The sequence below is a fragment of the Nonomuraea salmonea genome (assembly GCF_042428605.1).
GTDB lineage: Bacteria > Actinomycetota > Actinomycetes > Streptosporangiales > Streptosporangiaceae > Nonomuraea > Nonomuraea salmonea.
The window spans coordinates 1-14,704 of record NZ_JBHMCF010000042.1 but is presented as its reverse complement, the minus strand read 5'-3'; the positions used below and the strand labels follow the sequence as shown (position 1 = coordinate 14,704).

Here is a 14,704-nt window from a genome sequence, read left to right as displayed (position 1 = left end):
GCAGGATGCGGGTATGCCTTTCTGGCCCTCCCCCATTTCGACCAGAGACGTGGCCGCTTCGGGCGTCCGTCCCGGCTGGCCCACGGCCCGCGACGGCCGGGTGTGGTGGACCGAGGACCGCCCCGACGAGGGCGGGCGCACCACGATCGTGCGCCGCGACGCCGACGGCACCCGCCGTGACCTGCTGCCCGCGCCGTGGTGCGCGCGCACCCGGGTCCACGAGTACGGCGGCCGCCCCTATGCGCTGACCCCGTCGGGCGACGTCGTGTTCGCCAACCTCAAGGACCAGCGCCTCTACGTTCTGGGCGAAAACGGCGAACCGAAACCCCTCACGGAGGAGGACGGCCGCTACGCCGACCTGGTGGTGCGGGACGGCCAGGTGTGGTGCGTACGCGAGCGGCACGCCGAGGACGGCAAGGTCACCAGGGCCGTCGTCGCGATCCCGCTCGACGGCGGCGATGTGCGCGAATGGGCCACCGGCAGCGACTTCTACGCATCCCCCACCTTGTCCCCCGACGGGCGGCATCTCGCCTACGTCTGCTGGAACCACCCCCGCATGCCCTGGGACGGCACCGACCTACGCGTCACCCGCCTCTCCGACGGCGAGACGTGGACCGTGCGCGGCGGCGCCGACGAATCCGTGCTGTCGCCCTGCTGGAAGGACGACTCCCGGCTCTACCTCGTCTCCGACGCCTCCGGCTGGTGGAACCTCTACGAGATCGGCCTGCGCGGCGAAGGGGCGCGGGCGTTGTGCCCGGCCGACGAGGAGTTCACGCTGCCGCCGTGGCGGCTGGGCGGCATGCCGTACGCCGTGCTCGGCGACGGCCGGCTCGCGGTCCTGCACGGGCGCGGCGACCTGCGGCTCGGCCTGCTCGACCCGGCGCGCGGCACGCTCACCGACCTGGAGACGCCCTGCACCGGCTGGGACGCGGCCCTGACCGCCGACGGCTCCGCCGTGACCGGCATCGGCTACGCCGCCACGACGCCCCGCTCGGTCGTCACCGTCGACACCGCGACGGGCGCTCACGAGCGGCTCACCGGCGACTCCGCCGCCCTGCCCGACCCCGCCTACCTGCCGGTGCCCCGGGCCGTGCTCGTGGGAGGCGACGTCCACGCCTACCTCTACCCGCCGCACGCCGAGGCCGCGGGCGACGGCCCGTCCCCCTACGTGATCTTCGTGCACGGCGGCCCGACCGCCCACGCCGACACCGGGCTCGACCTGGAGAAGGCGTTCCTGACCTCGCGCGGCATCGGCGTCCTCGACGTCAACTACGGCGGCTCGACCGGCTACGGCAGGGCCTACCGCGACCGGCTCAAGGGCCAGTGGGGGCTGGTCGACGTCGCCGACACGGTCGCCGCCGCCGAATGGCTGGCCGCCGAGGGCCTGGCCGACCCGGGCAAGATCGCCGTACGCGGCGGCAGCGCGGGCGGCTGGACCGTGATGGCCGCGTGCTGCCGGTCGGACGTGTTCGCGGGCGGGGTGTCGTACTACGGGGTCAGCGCGCTCGGCCCGCTCAACGCCCACACGCACGACTTCGAGTCACGGTACGTGGAGTGGCTGGTCGGCCCGGAGGACCCCGAGGTCTACGCCGGCCGCGAACCCCTCGCCCTCGTCGACGGCGTCACCTGCCCCATGCTGCTCCTCCAGGGCCTCGACGACCCCGTCGTGCCGCCCCAGCAGTCGACGGCCTTCTCCGACGCCTTGTCCGAGCGTGGGGTGCCGTGCACGTACCTCGCGTTCGAGGGCGAGTCGCACGGCTTCCGCCGCACCGAGACCCGCGTCGCCGCGCTCGCCGCCGAGCTGGCCTTCTACCAGCAGCTCTTCGCCTGAGGGGTCAGCGCGCGAACTCGGTCGCGCGCGACTCCCGCACCACGGTGATGCGGATCTGCCCCGGGTACGTCAGCTCCTCCTCCACCTGCTTGGCCACGTCGCGGGCGATCACCTGGGCCTGGATGTCGTCGATGGCGTCGGGCTTGACCATGACCCGGATCTCCCGCCCGGCCTGCATGGCGAACACCTTCTCCACGCCCTCGTACGACTGCGCGATCTCCTCCAGCCGCTCCAGCCTCTTCACGTACGCCTCCAGCGACTCCCGCCTGGCGCCGGGGCGGCTGCCGCTGATCGCATCGGCGGCCTGGGTGAGCACCGCCTCGACCGTACGGACCTCGACCTCGTTGTGGTGCGCCTCGATGGCGTGCACCACGTCCTCCTCCTCGCCGTAACGGCGGGCGATCTCGGCCCCGATCAGCGCGTGGCTGCCCTCGACCTCGTGGGTGAGCGCCTTGCCGATGTCGTGGAGCAGGGCGCAGCGCTTCATCAGCGTCTGGTTCATCTTCAGCTCGGCCGCCATGATGCCGGCGATGTGGGCCGACTCGATGAGGTGCTTGAGCACGTTCTGGCCGTAGGAGGTGCGGTAGCGCAGCTGCCCGAGCAGCAGCGTCAGCTCCGGGTGCATGTCGGTGATGCCCAGCTCGACCAGGGCGTCCTCACCCGCCCGCGCGCACAGGTCCTGGACCTCCTGGCGGCTGCGGTCGTGCGCCTCCTCGATGCGCTGCGGGTGGATGCGGCCGTCGAGCACCAGCTTCTCCAGCGTCAGCCGCGCCGTCTCCCGCCTGACCGGGTCGAAACACGACAGCAGCACCGCTTCTGGCGTGTCGTCGATGATCAGATTGACCCCGGTCGTGGACTCGAACGCGCGGATGTTACGCCCCTCACGCCCGATGATCCGGCCCTTCATCTCGTCGCCCGGCAGGTGCAGCACGCTCACGACCGACTCGGCCGTCTGCTCCGCCGCCAGCCGCTGCACGGCCAGCGTGACGATCTTCGTGGCCCGCTTCTCGCCCTCTTTGCGGGCCTCGCCCTCGATCTCCCTGACGATCAGCGCCGCCTCGCGCTTGGCCTGGTTCTCGATCTCCTTGACCAGCTCGGCCTTGGCCTGCTCCCCGGTCAGCCCGGCCACCCGCTCCAGGATGACCCGGCGTTCGTCCTCGACCCGCAGCAGCTCCTCACGGCGGTCGGCCAGCTCGATCTCCGTCTCGGCCAGCTTCCTGTCGCGCTCGGCCTGCCGCCTGGCCTCCTCGTCCAGCCGCTGCTCCCGCTCGGCCAGCCGGGCCTCCCTGCGCTCCAGGTCGGCGCGCAGCTCCTTGAGCTCGGACTTGAGTATCCGGCTCTCCTCCTCGACCTCGCGCCGCATCTGCGCGGCGCTCTCGGCCGCCGCCTCCGACCTGCGCAGGATGTCCTCGGCGTCGCTCTCCGCCTTGGTGCGGATCTCCCGCGCCTCCTCGCGCGCCTGCTCCAGCTCCTCGTGCACGGTCTCCAGCTGCTCGGGATCCGGCTTACCGGCGCGCGGCACACCGCCGGACGTGCGCCGTACCACGACGAGGAGCGCCCCTATCATGCCGAACGCGAGCACGAGCACCGCCACCATCAGCACCACGACCAGCGGCCCCATGTGCGCCCCGCCCTCCTCGCGTCGTCAAGAACTCATAACGCGGCCACAATGTAGGAGGGGTCACAGGCGCGCCGCGGATCGCCGGGTCGGCATGATCGGCATGATCGCCACGATCGAGATCAAGCCACGACCGACCGGGCGTCGACCGCCAAAGCCGACACCTCGCCTGCCTCGATCAACCAAGCCCATTCGTCCGTCGTTCACCGGTATGGCAATCCGCGCTGCGCGGAGTAACTCCTCACTGCCGTCGAGGTTATGCGTCGAACAGGTCACGAGCAAGCAAACGAGGCATCAAGCGTGTCTTACGTGCGCGCATCTCCCCACCCAACCCCATATCCGCCATTGCCACTGAATTGCCCACCTCACGCCCCCCAGCCGCTTTTGGGCCCCCACCCCGCCACCCCAACACGCAAGCCCTGCCGCAGCGGCACAGAAGCCGGCACGGAGCCAGCACGGGGGCGCGGCACGGAGGCGGCATAGAAGCCGCACGGAGCCAGCACGGGGCCAGCGCGGAGGCAGCACGCAGGCAGCACGGAGGCGGTGAACCTTAAGCGCGGGGATCCTCCCACCGCGCCAGTGCGTGGGAAGCGCCCGGGGTGCGGGACGGCCGGGGTGTGGGACGGCCGGGGTGTGGGACGGCCGGAGTGCGGGACGCGCCGGGACGCGCCGGGGCTCGGGACGCGATACAGGTTCCTACGAGAAGTCTTCGTCCATCTCGATGCCCTCCTGTTCGAGGGCCTCGCGGATGACGCGGAAGGCGAGGCCGGAGGGGTAGCCCTTGCGGGCCAGCATGCCGGCCAGCCGGCGGGTGCGCTTCTGCGGGTCGAGGGAGCGGGTGGCGGCGAGCTTGCGTTCGACGAGCCGCCGGGCCGTCTCCTCCTCCTGGTCGGGGTCGAGCCGCTCCACGGCCTCACTGACCGTCTCACTGTCCACACCCCGATGGCGCAACTCGGCCGCCAGCGCCCGCTTGGCCAGTCCGCGACCGTGATGACGTGAGTCGACCCAGGCCGCCGCGAACGCCTCGTCATTGATCAGCCCCAGCTCCGAGAACCGGCTGAGCACCGCCTCCGCAGCCTCCTCCGGCACGTCCCGCTTACGCAGGGCCTCCGCGAGCTGAGCGCGGGTCTTGGGCGCCATGGTGAGCAGACGCAGGCAGATGGCCCGAGCCACCGACTCCGGATCCGCCTGGGGTGCAGCGCCGGCCGGGCTGTCGCCATCGGGCCCGTCAGGCAGCCATCCCCGGCCCTGAGCGCCACCCTTACGCGACTTCTTCCCGTACCGGCCCCCCTTGCGCCCCCGCCGCGCAGTCCCCTCACCGAACGCCTCTCCCTCCCCGCTGGAACCCCCGGCTCCCCCGCCGAACGCCCCGCTCTCCCCCTTAGAGCCCCCGGCTCCCGCACCGATCGCCCCACTCTCACCACCGAACGACCCGGCACCCTCACCACCGAACGGCCCCGCACCGTCACCGGCCGCCCCGGTCCCCTCATCACTGAACGGCCCGGCACCCTCATCGGCCGCCCCGGTCCCTCCGCCGAACACTCCAGCGCCGTCGCCGGACGGCCCGGCTTCCGCACCAAACGGCTCCGCGCCTTCATCAGAGGGCCCTGTTGCCGCACCGAAACCGGCGCCACGTTTCCCCCGCGAGGAGCCGCGGCCGCCAAGTGAGTCTCGTCCTCCCCCGTACGCCCCACGCCCCTCATCCGACGAGTCCGGCCCTCCGGTGAGCCAGTCGGGTGCGTCATCGAAGGCGTCTTGTCCGGCACCGGTCGGCCCGGTGCCGGGGGATGGTTGGCCGCGACCCTTGCGGGATCGGCTTCCCGCTGAGGCCCCTGCGGACGGCGTACTGGATCGGTTTCCCGCTGAAGCGCCTGCGGACGTCGTACCGGATCGGCTTGAGCGTGAAGCGCCACTGCGGCGTGATCGGCCCGGTCGGCCGGAGTCACCCTCTTCTGGAGCGGGGGCGAACCAGCTGGGGCCGGGGAGGACCTCCGAGTGCCATTCGTCACCCGGGCGGCGCTGCGGCGAAGCACCTGGACGGGTGTCGTCGCCGTCCTGCGCCGCTACGGAGCCCTCTTTGTCCTCACGCGCGAAGAAGGGGTGTTGAGCACCGCGAGGCGGCTCTGGTGGGGTGCCGTCATCGGCCGGTGAGAATCCCGCAGTCGGCGGGAGCCCGACGGTCGGCGAGGTGACAACGGCCGGTGGGGTCCAGCTGGTCTCGGAGCCCCACCAGGCGCCGTTTCCACTGACCTCAGCTCGCTCCGCCGCCGAGCCGGCCTCCGCACGCTCGGGGTCGTCGTGGTCCAGGGGCTGCCCGGCAACTCGCGCGGAGCCGGGCCCCGGGGACTGTACGGCAGCTCGCGCGGAGCCGGGCTCCGGGGGCTGCACGGGGGCTTGCGCGGAGCCAGCCGCAGGTGTCTCGGCGGCGTCCCGGTCAGCCGCCGCTGCCTGAGGCCACGTCTGCCGTGGTGCCACGTCGGGCACGGGTGCATCAGCGATGGGTCGGCCAGACCCTGGCACCGTGGCTTCGGATGGCTCCCCTGCGCGGTCTTCTGTCGTGGCAGTCCCTGGGATGAGGGAAGAGGGAGCGCCTTCCGCTGCCGCCGGTGCAGGTGCAGGCGCGCTTTCGGCCTGCTCCCCTGCCGCTGTGGCCTCAGCAGTGATGCCTTCCGCCGTGACCGGCGCAGGAGCGCCTTCAAGGTGGCCCCCTGCCGTCGTGGTCTCAGGGGTGGCGTCTTTCGCCGCGGTCGGTGCGGAGGTGCCTTTGGGGTGGGCCCCTGCCGTGGTGGTCTCAGGGGCGGTGTCTTCTGCTGGCGTCTTTTTCTCTTCGTCTTCCGCGAGGCTTGCTGTTGGTGTCTCAGGAGAGCCTTCGGCGGGGGGTTCCTGGGCGGCGCGTTCGCGGGTGCGTTGGGCGCGCCACTCGGACACCGACGGCCAGCCGTCCGTGGCTGAGCGGGCCAGGTCGCGGCGGCGGGTGGAGGGGTCGGGCCAGGCGCCCCGCTCCGGTGTACGGGGCACCTGTGGCCGGTCGGTGTTGCTCATGCGGCCGACGCTCAGACGTCACCCGGCTTGGGGGTGGACTTGGAGCCGCGGCCCGAGGAGGTGGCGGCCGGAGCAGGGGCCGCGGCGGCGGCCTCGACGGGAGCGTCGAGACGCGGGCCCACGCCCAGCTTGTCCTTGATCTTCTTCTCGATCTCGTTGGCCATGTCGGGGTGGTTGCGCAGGAAGTTACGCGCGTTTTCCTTGCCCTGGCCGAGCTGGTCGCCCTCGTACGTGTACCAGGCGCCGGACTTGCGGACGAAGCCGTGCTCCACACCCATGTCGATGAGGCCGCCCTCGCGGGAGATGCCCACGCCGTAGAGGATGTCGAAGTCGGCGACCCGGAAGGGCGGAGCCATCTTGTTCTTGACGATCTTGACCCGAGTGCGGTTGCCGACCGCCTCCGTGCCGTCCTTGAGGGTCTCGATGCGCCGGATGTCCATGCGGACCGAGGCGTAGAACTTCAGCGCCTTACCACCGGTCGTGGTCTCGGGGCTGCCGAACATGACGCCGATCTTCTCGCGGAGCTGGTTGATGAAGATGGCGGTGGTGCCGGTGCTGCTGAGGGCGCCGGCGATCTTGCGCAGCGCCTGGGACATGAGGCGGGCCTGGAGGCCGACGTGGCTGTCGCCCATCTCGCCCTCGATCTCGGCCTTGGGCACCAGGGCCGCCACCGAGTCGATGACGATGATGTCGACGGCGCCCGACCTGATCAGCATGTCGGCGATCTCGAGCGCCTGCTCACCCGTGTCGGGCTGGGAGACCAGCAGGGCGTCGGTGTCGACCCCGAGCTTCTTGGCGTATTCGGGGTCGAGGGCGTGCTCGGCGTCGATGAACGCGGCGATGCCGCCGGCGCGCTGGGCGTTGGCCACCGCGTGCAGGGCGATCGTCGTCTTACCCGAGGACTCGGGGCCGTAGATCTCCACGATGCGCCCGCGCGGCAGGCCGCCGATGCCAAGGGCGACGTCCAGGGAGATGGACCCGGTGGGGATCACCTCGATGGGAGCTCGGGCGTCGTCGCCCAGCCTCATGACGGAGCCCTTGCCGAACTGCCGCTCGATCTGAGCGAGGGCGGTCTCGAGGGCCTTCTCGCGGTCGTTGATAGCCATGGGAACTCCCCCTGGAGGGTCGTGGTCCGATCAGTCGAGTGAAAGCTACGGCCTGCCACCGACAATTTCTGCCGCAGTCGGGGAAGACGTGGCCCGGCTTGGTCCATCGTAGCCGAACGGCTGTTCGATCACAGCAGGAACACGCAGGTAGCCATTGATCATCGCCATCCCGCGTGTCACAGGGACGCCCGGTGCTCCCCCGTCCCGGGTCGGAGCGAGGCGGGCGTCCTGAAAAGGCCGGCCGGTTCAGCGGTCGGTGACGTCGCGATCACGCGCCGCCGACCGTTCCCCATCACCCTCGCGCGGCGTGTTGGCCGAGGTCTGAGCTGGGGAGACTCACTGCAACGGCGACGCTTGGAGGCGCACGTGGTGAGCGGCTACACCGGGGAACGGCGCGCCCGTCTCGAGGCACTCGCCGCGTTGCTGCCCGCGCACGGCCTCGTCAGCAGGACGGTCGGGGGCGACGATCCTGTGTTGTGGGTGTGGCATCCGCGTACGAGCCGCCAGACCCTCGTCTTCGCCACCCCGGCGAACGACGGATGGCGGTTCCTGTGGTCGCCGCGCGGGCAGGGAACGGCCGACGACCTGGAGGGCACGTGCGCGGCGCTGCGCCGTACGCTCGACGCGCCCAGCGTGGAGTGAGCGCGGAGTGAGCGTGAAGTGAGCGTGGAGTGAGCGCGGTCAGCGGAGCTTCGGCGAGACGTCCTCCACCTGGCAGACCGCCCGCCACACCGTCTTGGCGCTCTCGCCGTCGGCCAGCGCCTGGACGACGGTGCGACCGCCCAGCGGGGCGAGGACATAGTCGCGGGCCCACGACTCGGCGTAGGTCTCGCCGAAATGGGCGTTCATCCGTCTCCAGAACTCGGTCAGGCGCATCACTCAAGTATGGAAGCGCCCCGGGGGTGGGTAGGACAACCGCATGCCAAAGACCCCCAAGTCTTCACCCCCGAAGACCGCCGAGACGAAGGCCAACAGGGCCAGACGCCGTCACCTCTTAGCCCTGCTGCGGCAGGCCGTGAAGAAGGAGAAGGCCGAGCGCGCCGAGCGGCACGCCGGCATCAGGCAGGCGCCGCGAGCAGGCAGGCCGCGCACGCGCAGGGCGTCGCGGCGCTAGTCACATCACCCGCGCGCCGTACATCTCACCGAGATGGTCGGCGAGCAGCTCCAGCCGGGCGCCGTCGGGGTCCCTGAAGTAGATGGAGGCGCCGCTCTCTATCTGGTGCGGCACGCCGGCCATCTCCAGCTTCCCGCGCAGCCGTTCCCACGTGGCGGGGTCGACGGAGATCGCAACGTGGTGCAGCCCGCCGAGCACTTCCTGGTACGGCCCCAGGTCGAGCCCGGGGAAGTCGAAGAAGGCCAGCAGGTTGCCGTTGCCGATGTCGAAGAAGAAGTGGTTGGAGCCCTTGTAGTCGCGATTCTCGAAGATCTCGGTGAGCGGGAACTCCAGGAGCTCCTGGTAGAACTTGATGGTCCGTTCGACGTCGGACGAGAGCAGCGCCATGTGGTGCAGTCCTCGTGCGCTGCTGGAGGGCCGGTGCGCTAACACGTAGCGCTCACGTATTTCCGCACGGCGGGCTTCGATGGCCGCGTAGTCGATGGTCACGGTCGCTGTATGTCCGCCAGGGCGCCCGCTCAACCGTCCCGCCCCGGGGGCGAATGCGTTTTCTGTCGGTGGCGCGAGGCAGTATGTGCTGGTGAGCTCGCTAGCCCAGTTCAGCCAGGTGACCAGGGAATGGTTCGCCGGAGCCTTCCAGGCCCCCACCGCCGCTCAGGAGGGGGCGTGGGAGTCGATCTCGCGTGGCGACAACACGCTGGTCGTGGCGCCGACGGGGTCGGGCAAGACGCTGGCGGCGTTCCTGTGGTCGCTCGACAGGCTGGCGGCCCGCGACCTCGGAGAGCCGCCCGCCATGGAAGACGCGCCGAAGGGCGCGAAAGTGGCGGCGGCGCGAGGGCGCGCGAAAACGACGGAGCACGCGAAGGCGACGCAGCGGGCGAAGGCGACAGAGCAGGCCAAGCCGACAGAGCGGCCAATGGGCACGCGGGTCGTCTACGTGTCGCCGCTCAAGGCCCTGGCCGTCGACGTCGAGCGCAATCTGCGCGCCCCGCTGGCCGGCCTGAAGCAGACGGCGAGGCGGCTGGGCCTGCCGGTGCCGGACATCTCGGTGGCGATCCGCTCGGGCGACACCCCGGCGGAAGACCGCAGGCGGTTCGCGTCGCGGCCGTCCGACATCCTCATCACCACGCCCGAGTCGCTGTTCCTGCTGCTGACGAGCCAGGCGCGCGAGGCGCTGCGCGGCGTCGAGACGGTGATCGTCGACGAGGTGCACGCGGTCGCGGCCACCAAGCGCGGCGCCCACCTCGCGCTGACACTCGAGCGGCTCGACGCGCTGCTCGACAAGCCGGCGCAGCGGGTGGGGCTGTCGGCGACCGTACGCCCGGTGAGCGAGGTCGCGGCGTTCCTGGGCGGCACGCGCCCCGCCACGGTGGTGCAGCCGCCGTCGGACAAGCGCATCGAGGTCGAGGTCGTCGTCCCCGTCGAGGACATGACGGAGATGGAGGGCCGGCCGAGCCAGGGGGGCGAGGAGGGCGAGGAGTTCGCGCCGGAGCCGGGCAGCCGATCGATCTGGCCCCACGTGGAGGACCGGTTGTTCGACCTGATCGGGTCCCACAGCTCCACGATCGTGTTCGCCAACTCGCGCCGGCTGGCCGAGCGGCTGTGCACCAGGCTCAACGAGCTGGCCTACGAGCGCGAGCACGGCGCCGAGACCATCGACCTGTCGATCTGGGAGACACCCCCCGCGGGCTCCGAGCCGCCCACGCGCATGCCTGCCGACCTGATGGCGCAGGCGGGGGCGAGCAAGGGGGCGGTGACGGAGATCGTCCGCGCCCACCACGGCTCGGTCTCCAAGGAGGAGCGCGCGCAGATCGAGGAGGCGCTGAAGTCGGGCCGGCTGCCCGCCGTGGTCGCCACGTCCAGTCTCGAACTGGGCATCGACATGGGCTCGGTCGACCTGGTCGCGTGCGTGGAGGCGCCGCCGAGCGTGGCCAGCGGCCTGCAGCGCATCGGCCGGGCAGGCCACCAGGTGGGCGCGGTGTCGAAGGGCGTCATCTTCCCCAAATACCGCGGCGATCTCGTACAGACGGCGGTGGTAGCGGAGCGGATGAAGAGCGGCCTCATCGAGGAGCTGCGCTATCCGCGTAATCCGCTCGACGTGCTGGCGCAGCAGATCGTGGCGATGACCGCGCTCGACGAGTGGACGGTCGACGAGCTGGAGAGCGTGGTCAAGCGGGCCGCCCCCTACGCGACGCTGCCGCGCAGCGCGCTTGAGGCCACCCTCGACATGCTGGCCGGGCGCTATCCGAGCGAGGAGTTCGCCGAGCTGCGCCCCCGCATCGTCTGGGACCGCGTCACCGGCACCCTCCAGGGGCGGCCTGGCGCGCAGCGGCTGGCGGTCACCAACGGCGGCACGATCCCCGACCGCGGCCTGTTCGGCGTGTTCCTGGTGGGCGAGCGCGCCTCCCGGGTGGGCGAGCTCGACGAGGAGATGGTCTACGAGTCGCGCGTCGGCGACGTGTTCGTGCTGGGCGCGACCTCCTGGCGCATCGAGGACATCACCGCCGACCGGGTGCTGGTCTCGCCGGCGCCGGGGCAGCCGGGCAAGCTGCCGTTCTGGCACGGCGACGCGCCGGGGCGGCCGGCCGAGCTGGGCAAGGCGATCGGGCAGTTCCTGCGCGAACAGGCGAAACAGGACTCCACCGAACGCATGCAGGCGGCCGGGCTCGACGAATACGCCTCGGGCAACCTGCTTGCCTACCTGCGCGAGCAGCGCGAGGCCACCGGCTACGTCCCCGACGACCGCACCCTGCTGGTCGAGCGCTTCCACGACGAGCTGGGTGACTGGCGGGTGGTGATCCACTCCCCCTACGGCGCCCGCGTGCACGCCCCGTGGGCCCTGGCGATCAACCGGCGGCTGCGCGAGCGCTACGGCATCGACGTCCAGGCCGTGCACTCCGACGACGGCATCGTGCTGCGCATCCCCGACACGCTGGCCGAGCCGCCGACCGACGTCGCGGCCTTCGACGCCGACGAGATCGAGCAGATCGTCACCGAGGAGCTGGGCGGTTCCGCCATGTTCGCCTCCCGGTTCAGGGAGTGCGCGGGCCGTGCGCTGCTGCTGCCGCGCCGCACGCCGGGCCGGCGCAGCCCGCTGTGGCAGCAGCGGCAGCGGGCCGCCCATCTGCTGGGCGTGGCCTCGCAATACGCCTCGTTCCCGATCGTGCTGGAGACCATGCGCGAGTGCCTCCAGGACGTCTTCGACGTGCCCGGGCTGGTGCAGCTCATGCGCGACATAGCCGCCCGCAGGGTGCGGGTGGTGGAGGTGGAGACCTCGCAGGCCTCGCCGTTCGCCGCGGCGCTGCTGTTCCACTACGTGGGCGCGTTCATGTACGAGGGCGACGCTCCGCTCGCCGAACGCCGCGCGCAGGCCCTGGCGCTCGACACCACGCTGCTCGCGGAGTTGCTCGGCCAGGCCGACCTGCGCGAGCTGCTAGACCCCGACGTCATCTCCGACACCGAACGCGAGCTGGCCAGGCTCGACCGGCCGCTGCGCGACGTGGAGGACCTCGCCGACCTGCTGCGCTCCCACGGGCCGCTGCTCGCGCCCGACGTGAGCGTGCGCGGCGGCGATCCGGCCTGGCTGGAGGAGCTCGAGCGGGCCAGGCGGGCGATCAGGGTGCGGGTGGCCGGCGAGGAGCAGTGGGCGGCCATCGAGGACGCCGGCCGCATGCGCGACGCGCTCGGCGTCCCGCCGCCCGTCGGGGTGCCGCACGCGTTCCTGGAGCCGGTGGCCGACCCGCTGGCCGACCTGGTGGCCAGGCACGCCCGCACGCGCGGGCCCTTCCACGCCGGTACGGCCGCCGCCAGGTTCGGGCTCGGCGTGGCCGTGGTGACCGACGCGCTGCGGCGGCTGGCCGCGTCGGGCCGGGTCGTGAACGGGGAGTTCCGGCCCGGCGGGCGGGGTGAGGAGTGGTGCGACGCGGGCGTGCTGCGGATGTTGCGCCGCAGGTCGCTGGCCCGGCTGCGTAAAGAGGTGGAGCCGGTCGCGCCCGAGACGCTCGCCAGGTTCCTGCCCGCCTGGCACGGCATCACCGCCGCCGAGGTCTCTCCTGGCGCGATCGGGTCGGCTCGTGCGATGGACGCGCTCGTACGCTCCATCGAACAACTCCAGGGCGCCGCCGTCCCGGCCTCCGCGCTGGAGACGCTGGTGCTGCCGTCGCGGGTGCCCGGCTACCATCCGGCGCTGCTCGACGAGCTGACCTCGTCGGGCGACCTGATGTGGGCCGGTCAGGGGTCGCTGCCCGGCGGCGACGGCTGGGTGTCCCTCTACTTCGCCGACACCGCGCCGCTGCTGATGCCCGAGCCCGCCGAGATCACCATGACTCCGATCCACGAGCGGATTCTCGAGCTGCTCGGCGGGGGCGGCGCGCTGTTCTTCCGCGGCATCTCCGACCAGCTCGGCTCGCTCGACGACGCCACGCTCGTGTCCGCTCTGTGGGACCTCGTGTGGGCCGGGCGCGTCTCGGGTGACACGCTGGCGCCGCTGCGGGCCACGCTCGGCACCGGGCGGCCCGCCCACCGGCCCGCCACCACGCGGCGGCGCCGGGCCGTGCTGCCGAGCCGCAGCGGGCCGCCGACCGTGGCAGGGCGGTGGTGGCTGCTGCCCGAGCCGGCCGCCGACGCCACGCAACGGGCGCACGCCCAGGCCGAGGTCCTGCTCGAGCGGCATGGTGTGGTGACGCGGGGGGCGGTGACCTCCGAACGGCTGCCCGGCGGGTTCACGCCCGTCTACCAGGTGTTGCGGGCGTACGAGGAGAGCGGGCGGTGCCGGCGCGGCTACTTCGTCGAGGGGCTCGGCGGCGCCCAGTTCGCGCTGCCCGGCGCGGTCGACCGCATGCGCGCCATGTCCCCCGGCGCCGCTCCGCCCCCTGACCCGGGCTTCAGCGCCACGGCACCCGGCGACGTGCCCGGCTTCGGGGGGCGGTCGGCCAGGGGCGCGGATGGTGGTTCAGGAGGGTCGGGGCGGCGGGCCGTGGTGCTGGCGGCGGCCGACCCGGCCAGCCCGTACGGCGCCGCGCTGCCCTGGCCGCAGCATCCCGGCGAGGTCGGTCACAAGCCGGGCAGGAAGGCCGGTTCGCTGGTCGTGCTCGTGGACGGGCACCTGGTGCTCTATGTCGAGCGCGGCGGCAAGACGCTGCTGTCGTTCACCGACGGCGACCGGCTGCGGCCGGCGGTCGACGCGCTGGCTCTGGCCGTACGCGACGGCGCTCTGGGCAAGCTGACCGTCGAACGCGCCGACGGCGCCAGCATCGTCGACTCCCCGCTGGCGGCGGCCCTGGAAGCAGCCGGCTTCCACCCCACCCCCCGCGGCCTGCGCCTGCGCGCCTGACCACACCGCTCCGGGGGCGAGCGACCCTGCCACGCACGCCTGGCCCCCGCCGCTGACGTGTTCTGGGCACGGACGGAGCGGTTGCGAGAGGAACATCACCGATGGCCTGCGAGCGTGGTGCGGGCTCCCCGTCTTTATCGATTCTGCTGTCCCGATATGGGGCTGAAGTGATAAATGATGGGGATTCGATGATCACGGTTACGCGGCGTTGATCTGAGGGCGGCGATGACATCTCAAGAGCATTGGCGGTTGCTGGAGCAGCTCGTGAAGGAGGTCAATCAGCAGGCCGAGCAGCTCAAACAGGCGCAGGAGAAGATGCGCGACCTGACGGCGACCGCCAAGTCCCGTGACGGCATGGTCACCGTCACCGTCGGCCCTCGAGGCGATGTGCAGGCCATCGAGCTCGACCCGCGGGTCTACCGCAAGCTGTCACCGTCGGAGCTGTCCGACTCCATCATGGCCCAGATCAAGGACGCCACCCGGCAGGTGTCCGGCGAGATGCGGGAGCTGATGGAGCCCTTCACCCCCACCCTCCCCTTCGAGGACCTGTTCGGACCCGAGGCCGGCGCCGATCTGTTCTTCCCGGGTTCTGACCTGCCGCGGACGGAGAAGAAGTAGATGCCGCTCGATCCGAACCTGGTGCCCGACATCGTCAAGCCGC

At 71.8% G+C, this 14,704-nt stretch carries 10 protein-coding genes; 5 read left to right on the top strand and 5 right to left on the bottom strand.

What is annotated here, in order from left to right:
* Positions 1-13: 13 nt before the first annotated feature.
* The gene (locus ACFFR3_RS38195) at positions 14-1,831 is read left to right on the top strand and encodes a S9 family peptidase (protein WP_379484715.1); all 1,818 of its coding nucleotides are present in this window, start codon (positions 14-16) and stop codon (positions 1,829-1,831) included.
* Between the two features lie 4 nt (positions 1,832-1,835).
* On the opposite strand, the gene rny is transcribed toward ACFFR3_RS38195, so the two are convergent.
* The 3 genes from rny to recA all read right to left on the bottom strand — a co-directional run bounded on the left by rny (position 1,836) and on the right by recA (position 7,597).
* Positions 1,836-3,452, bottom strand: a complete 1,617-nt coding sequence (gene rny / locus ACFFR3_RS38190; RefSeq protein WP_345398901.1) for a ribonuclease Y — start codon at positions 3,450-3,452, stop codon at positions 1,836-1,838.
* A gap of 693 nt (positions 3,453-4,145) precedes the next feature.
* Positions 4,146-6,491 (bottom strand): recombination regulator RecX, encoded by a 2,346-nt coding sequence (gene recX, locus ACFFR3_RS38185; protein WP_379484714.1) that lies wholly within the window; start codon positions 6,489-6,491, stop codon positions 4,146-4,148.
* A gap of 11 nt (positions 6,492-6,502) precedes the next feature.
* A complete protein-coding gene (gene recA / locus ACFFR3_RS38180; RefSeq protein WP_345398898.1) occupies positions 6,503-7,597 on the bottom strand; it encodes a recombinase RecA in 1,095 nt (364 codons plus the stop codon).
* A 366-nt stretch (positions 7,598-7,963) separates the two neighbouring features.
* Here recA and ACFFR3_RS38175 point away from each other — a divergent pair, with 366 nt between their 5' ends.
* Complete coding sequence (locus tag ACFFR3_RS38175; protein ID WP_379484713.1) at positions 7,964-8,239, top strand: hypothetical protein; 276 nt, start codon at positions 7,964-7,966, stop codon at positions 8,237-8,239.
* A gap of 39 nt (positions 8,240-8,278) precedes the next feature.
* Here ACFFR3_RS38175 and ACFFR3_RS38170 read toward each other — a convergent pair whose 3' ends face one another.
* Positions 8,279-8,473, bottom strand: a complete 195-nt coding sequence (locus tag ACFFR3_RS38170) for a DUF3046 domain-containing protein (RefSeq protein WP_111184544.1) — start codon at positions 8,471-8,473, stop codon at positions 8,279-8,281.
* 43 nt (positions 8,474-8,516) lie between these two features.
* Here ACFFR3_RS38170 and ACFFR3_RS38165 point away from each other — a divergent pair, with 43 nt between their 5' ends.
* Positions 8,517-8,711, top strand: a complete 195-nt coding sequence (locus ACFFR3_RS38165; protein WP_379484712.1) for a hypothetical protein — start codon at positions 8,517-8,519, stop codon at positions 8,709-8,711.
* On the opposite strand, the gene ACFFR3_RS38160 is transcribed toward ACFFR3_RS38165, so the two are convergent.
* Positions 8,712-9,200 (bottom strand): VOC family protein, encoded by a 489-nt coding sequence (locus tag ACFFR3_RS38160; RefSeq protein ID WP_345398886.1) that lies wholly within the window; start codon positions 9,198-9,200, stop codon positions 8,712-8,714.
* Positions 9,201-9,291: 91 nt separating this feature from the next.
* On the opposite strand from ACFFR3_RS38160, the gene ACFFR3_RS38155 reads away from it, so the two are divergent.
* Together ACFFR3_RS38155 and ACFFR3_RS38150 are read left to right on the top strand one after the other, a co-directional pair.
* Positions 9,292-14,043 (top strand): ATP-dependent helicase, encoded by a 4,752-nt coding sequence (locus ACFFR3_RS38155; protein WP_379484711.1) that lies wholly within the window; start codon positions 9,292-9,294, stop codon positions 14,041-14,043.
* 249 nt (positions 14,044-14,292) lie between these two features.
* On the top strand, positions 14,293-14,661 hold the full coding sequence (locus ACFFR3_RS38150; protein WP_345398876.1) for a YbaB/EbfC family nucleoid-associated protein: 369 nt from the start codon (positions 14,293-14,295) through the stop codon (positions 14,659-14,661).
* Positions 14,662-14,704 lie beyond the last annotated feature (43 nt).

What these genes read in the sequence shown, in the direction of transcription:
- recA (WP_345398898.1), bottom strand. Translation starts at nt 7,597, where the DNA reads ATGGCTATCAACGACCGCGAGAAGGCCCTCGAGACCGCCCTCGCTCAG.
- ACFFR3_RS38195 (WP_379484715.1), top strand. Translation starts at nt 14, where the DNA reads ATGCCTTTCTGGCCCTCCCCCATTTCGACCAGAGACGTGGCCGCTTCG.
- ACFFR3_RS38165 (WP_379484712.1), top strand. Translation starts at nt 8,517, where the DNA reads ATGCCAAAGACCCCCAAGTCTTCACCCCCGAAGACCGCCGAGACGAAG.
- recX (WP_379484714.1), bottom strand. Translation starts at nt 6,491, where the DNA reads ATGAGCAACACCGACCGGCCACAGGTGCCCCGTACACCGGAGCGGGGC.
- rny (WP_345398901.1), bottom strand. Translation starts at nt 3,452, where the DNA reads ATGGGGCCGCTGGTCGTGGTGCTGATGGTGGCGGTGCTCGTGCTCGCG.
- ACFFR3_RS38170 (WP_111184544.1), bottom strand. Translation starts at nt 8,473, where the DNA reads ATGCGCCTGACCGAGTTCTGGAGACGGATGAACGCCCATTTCGGCGAG.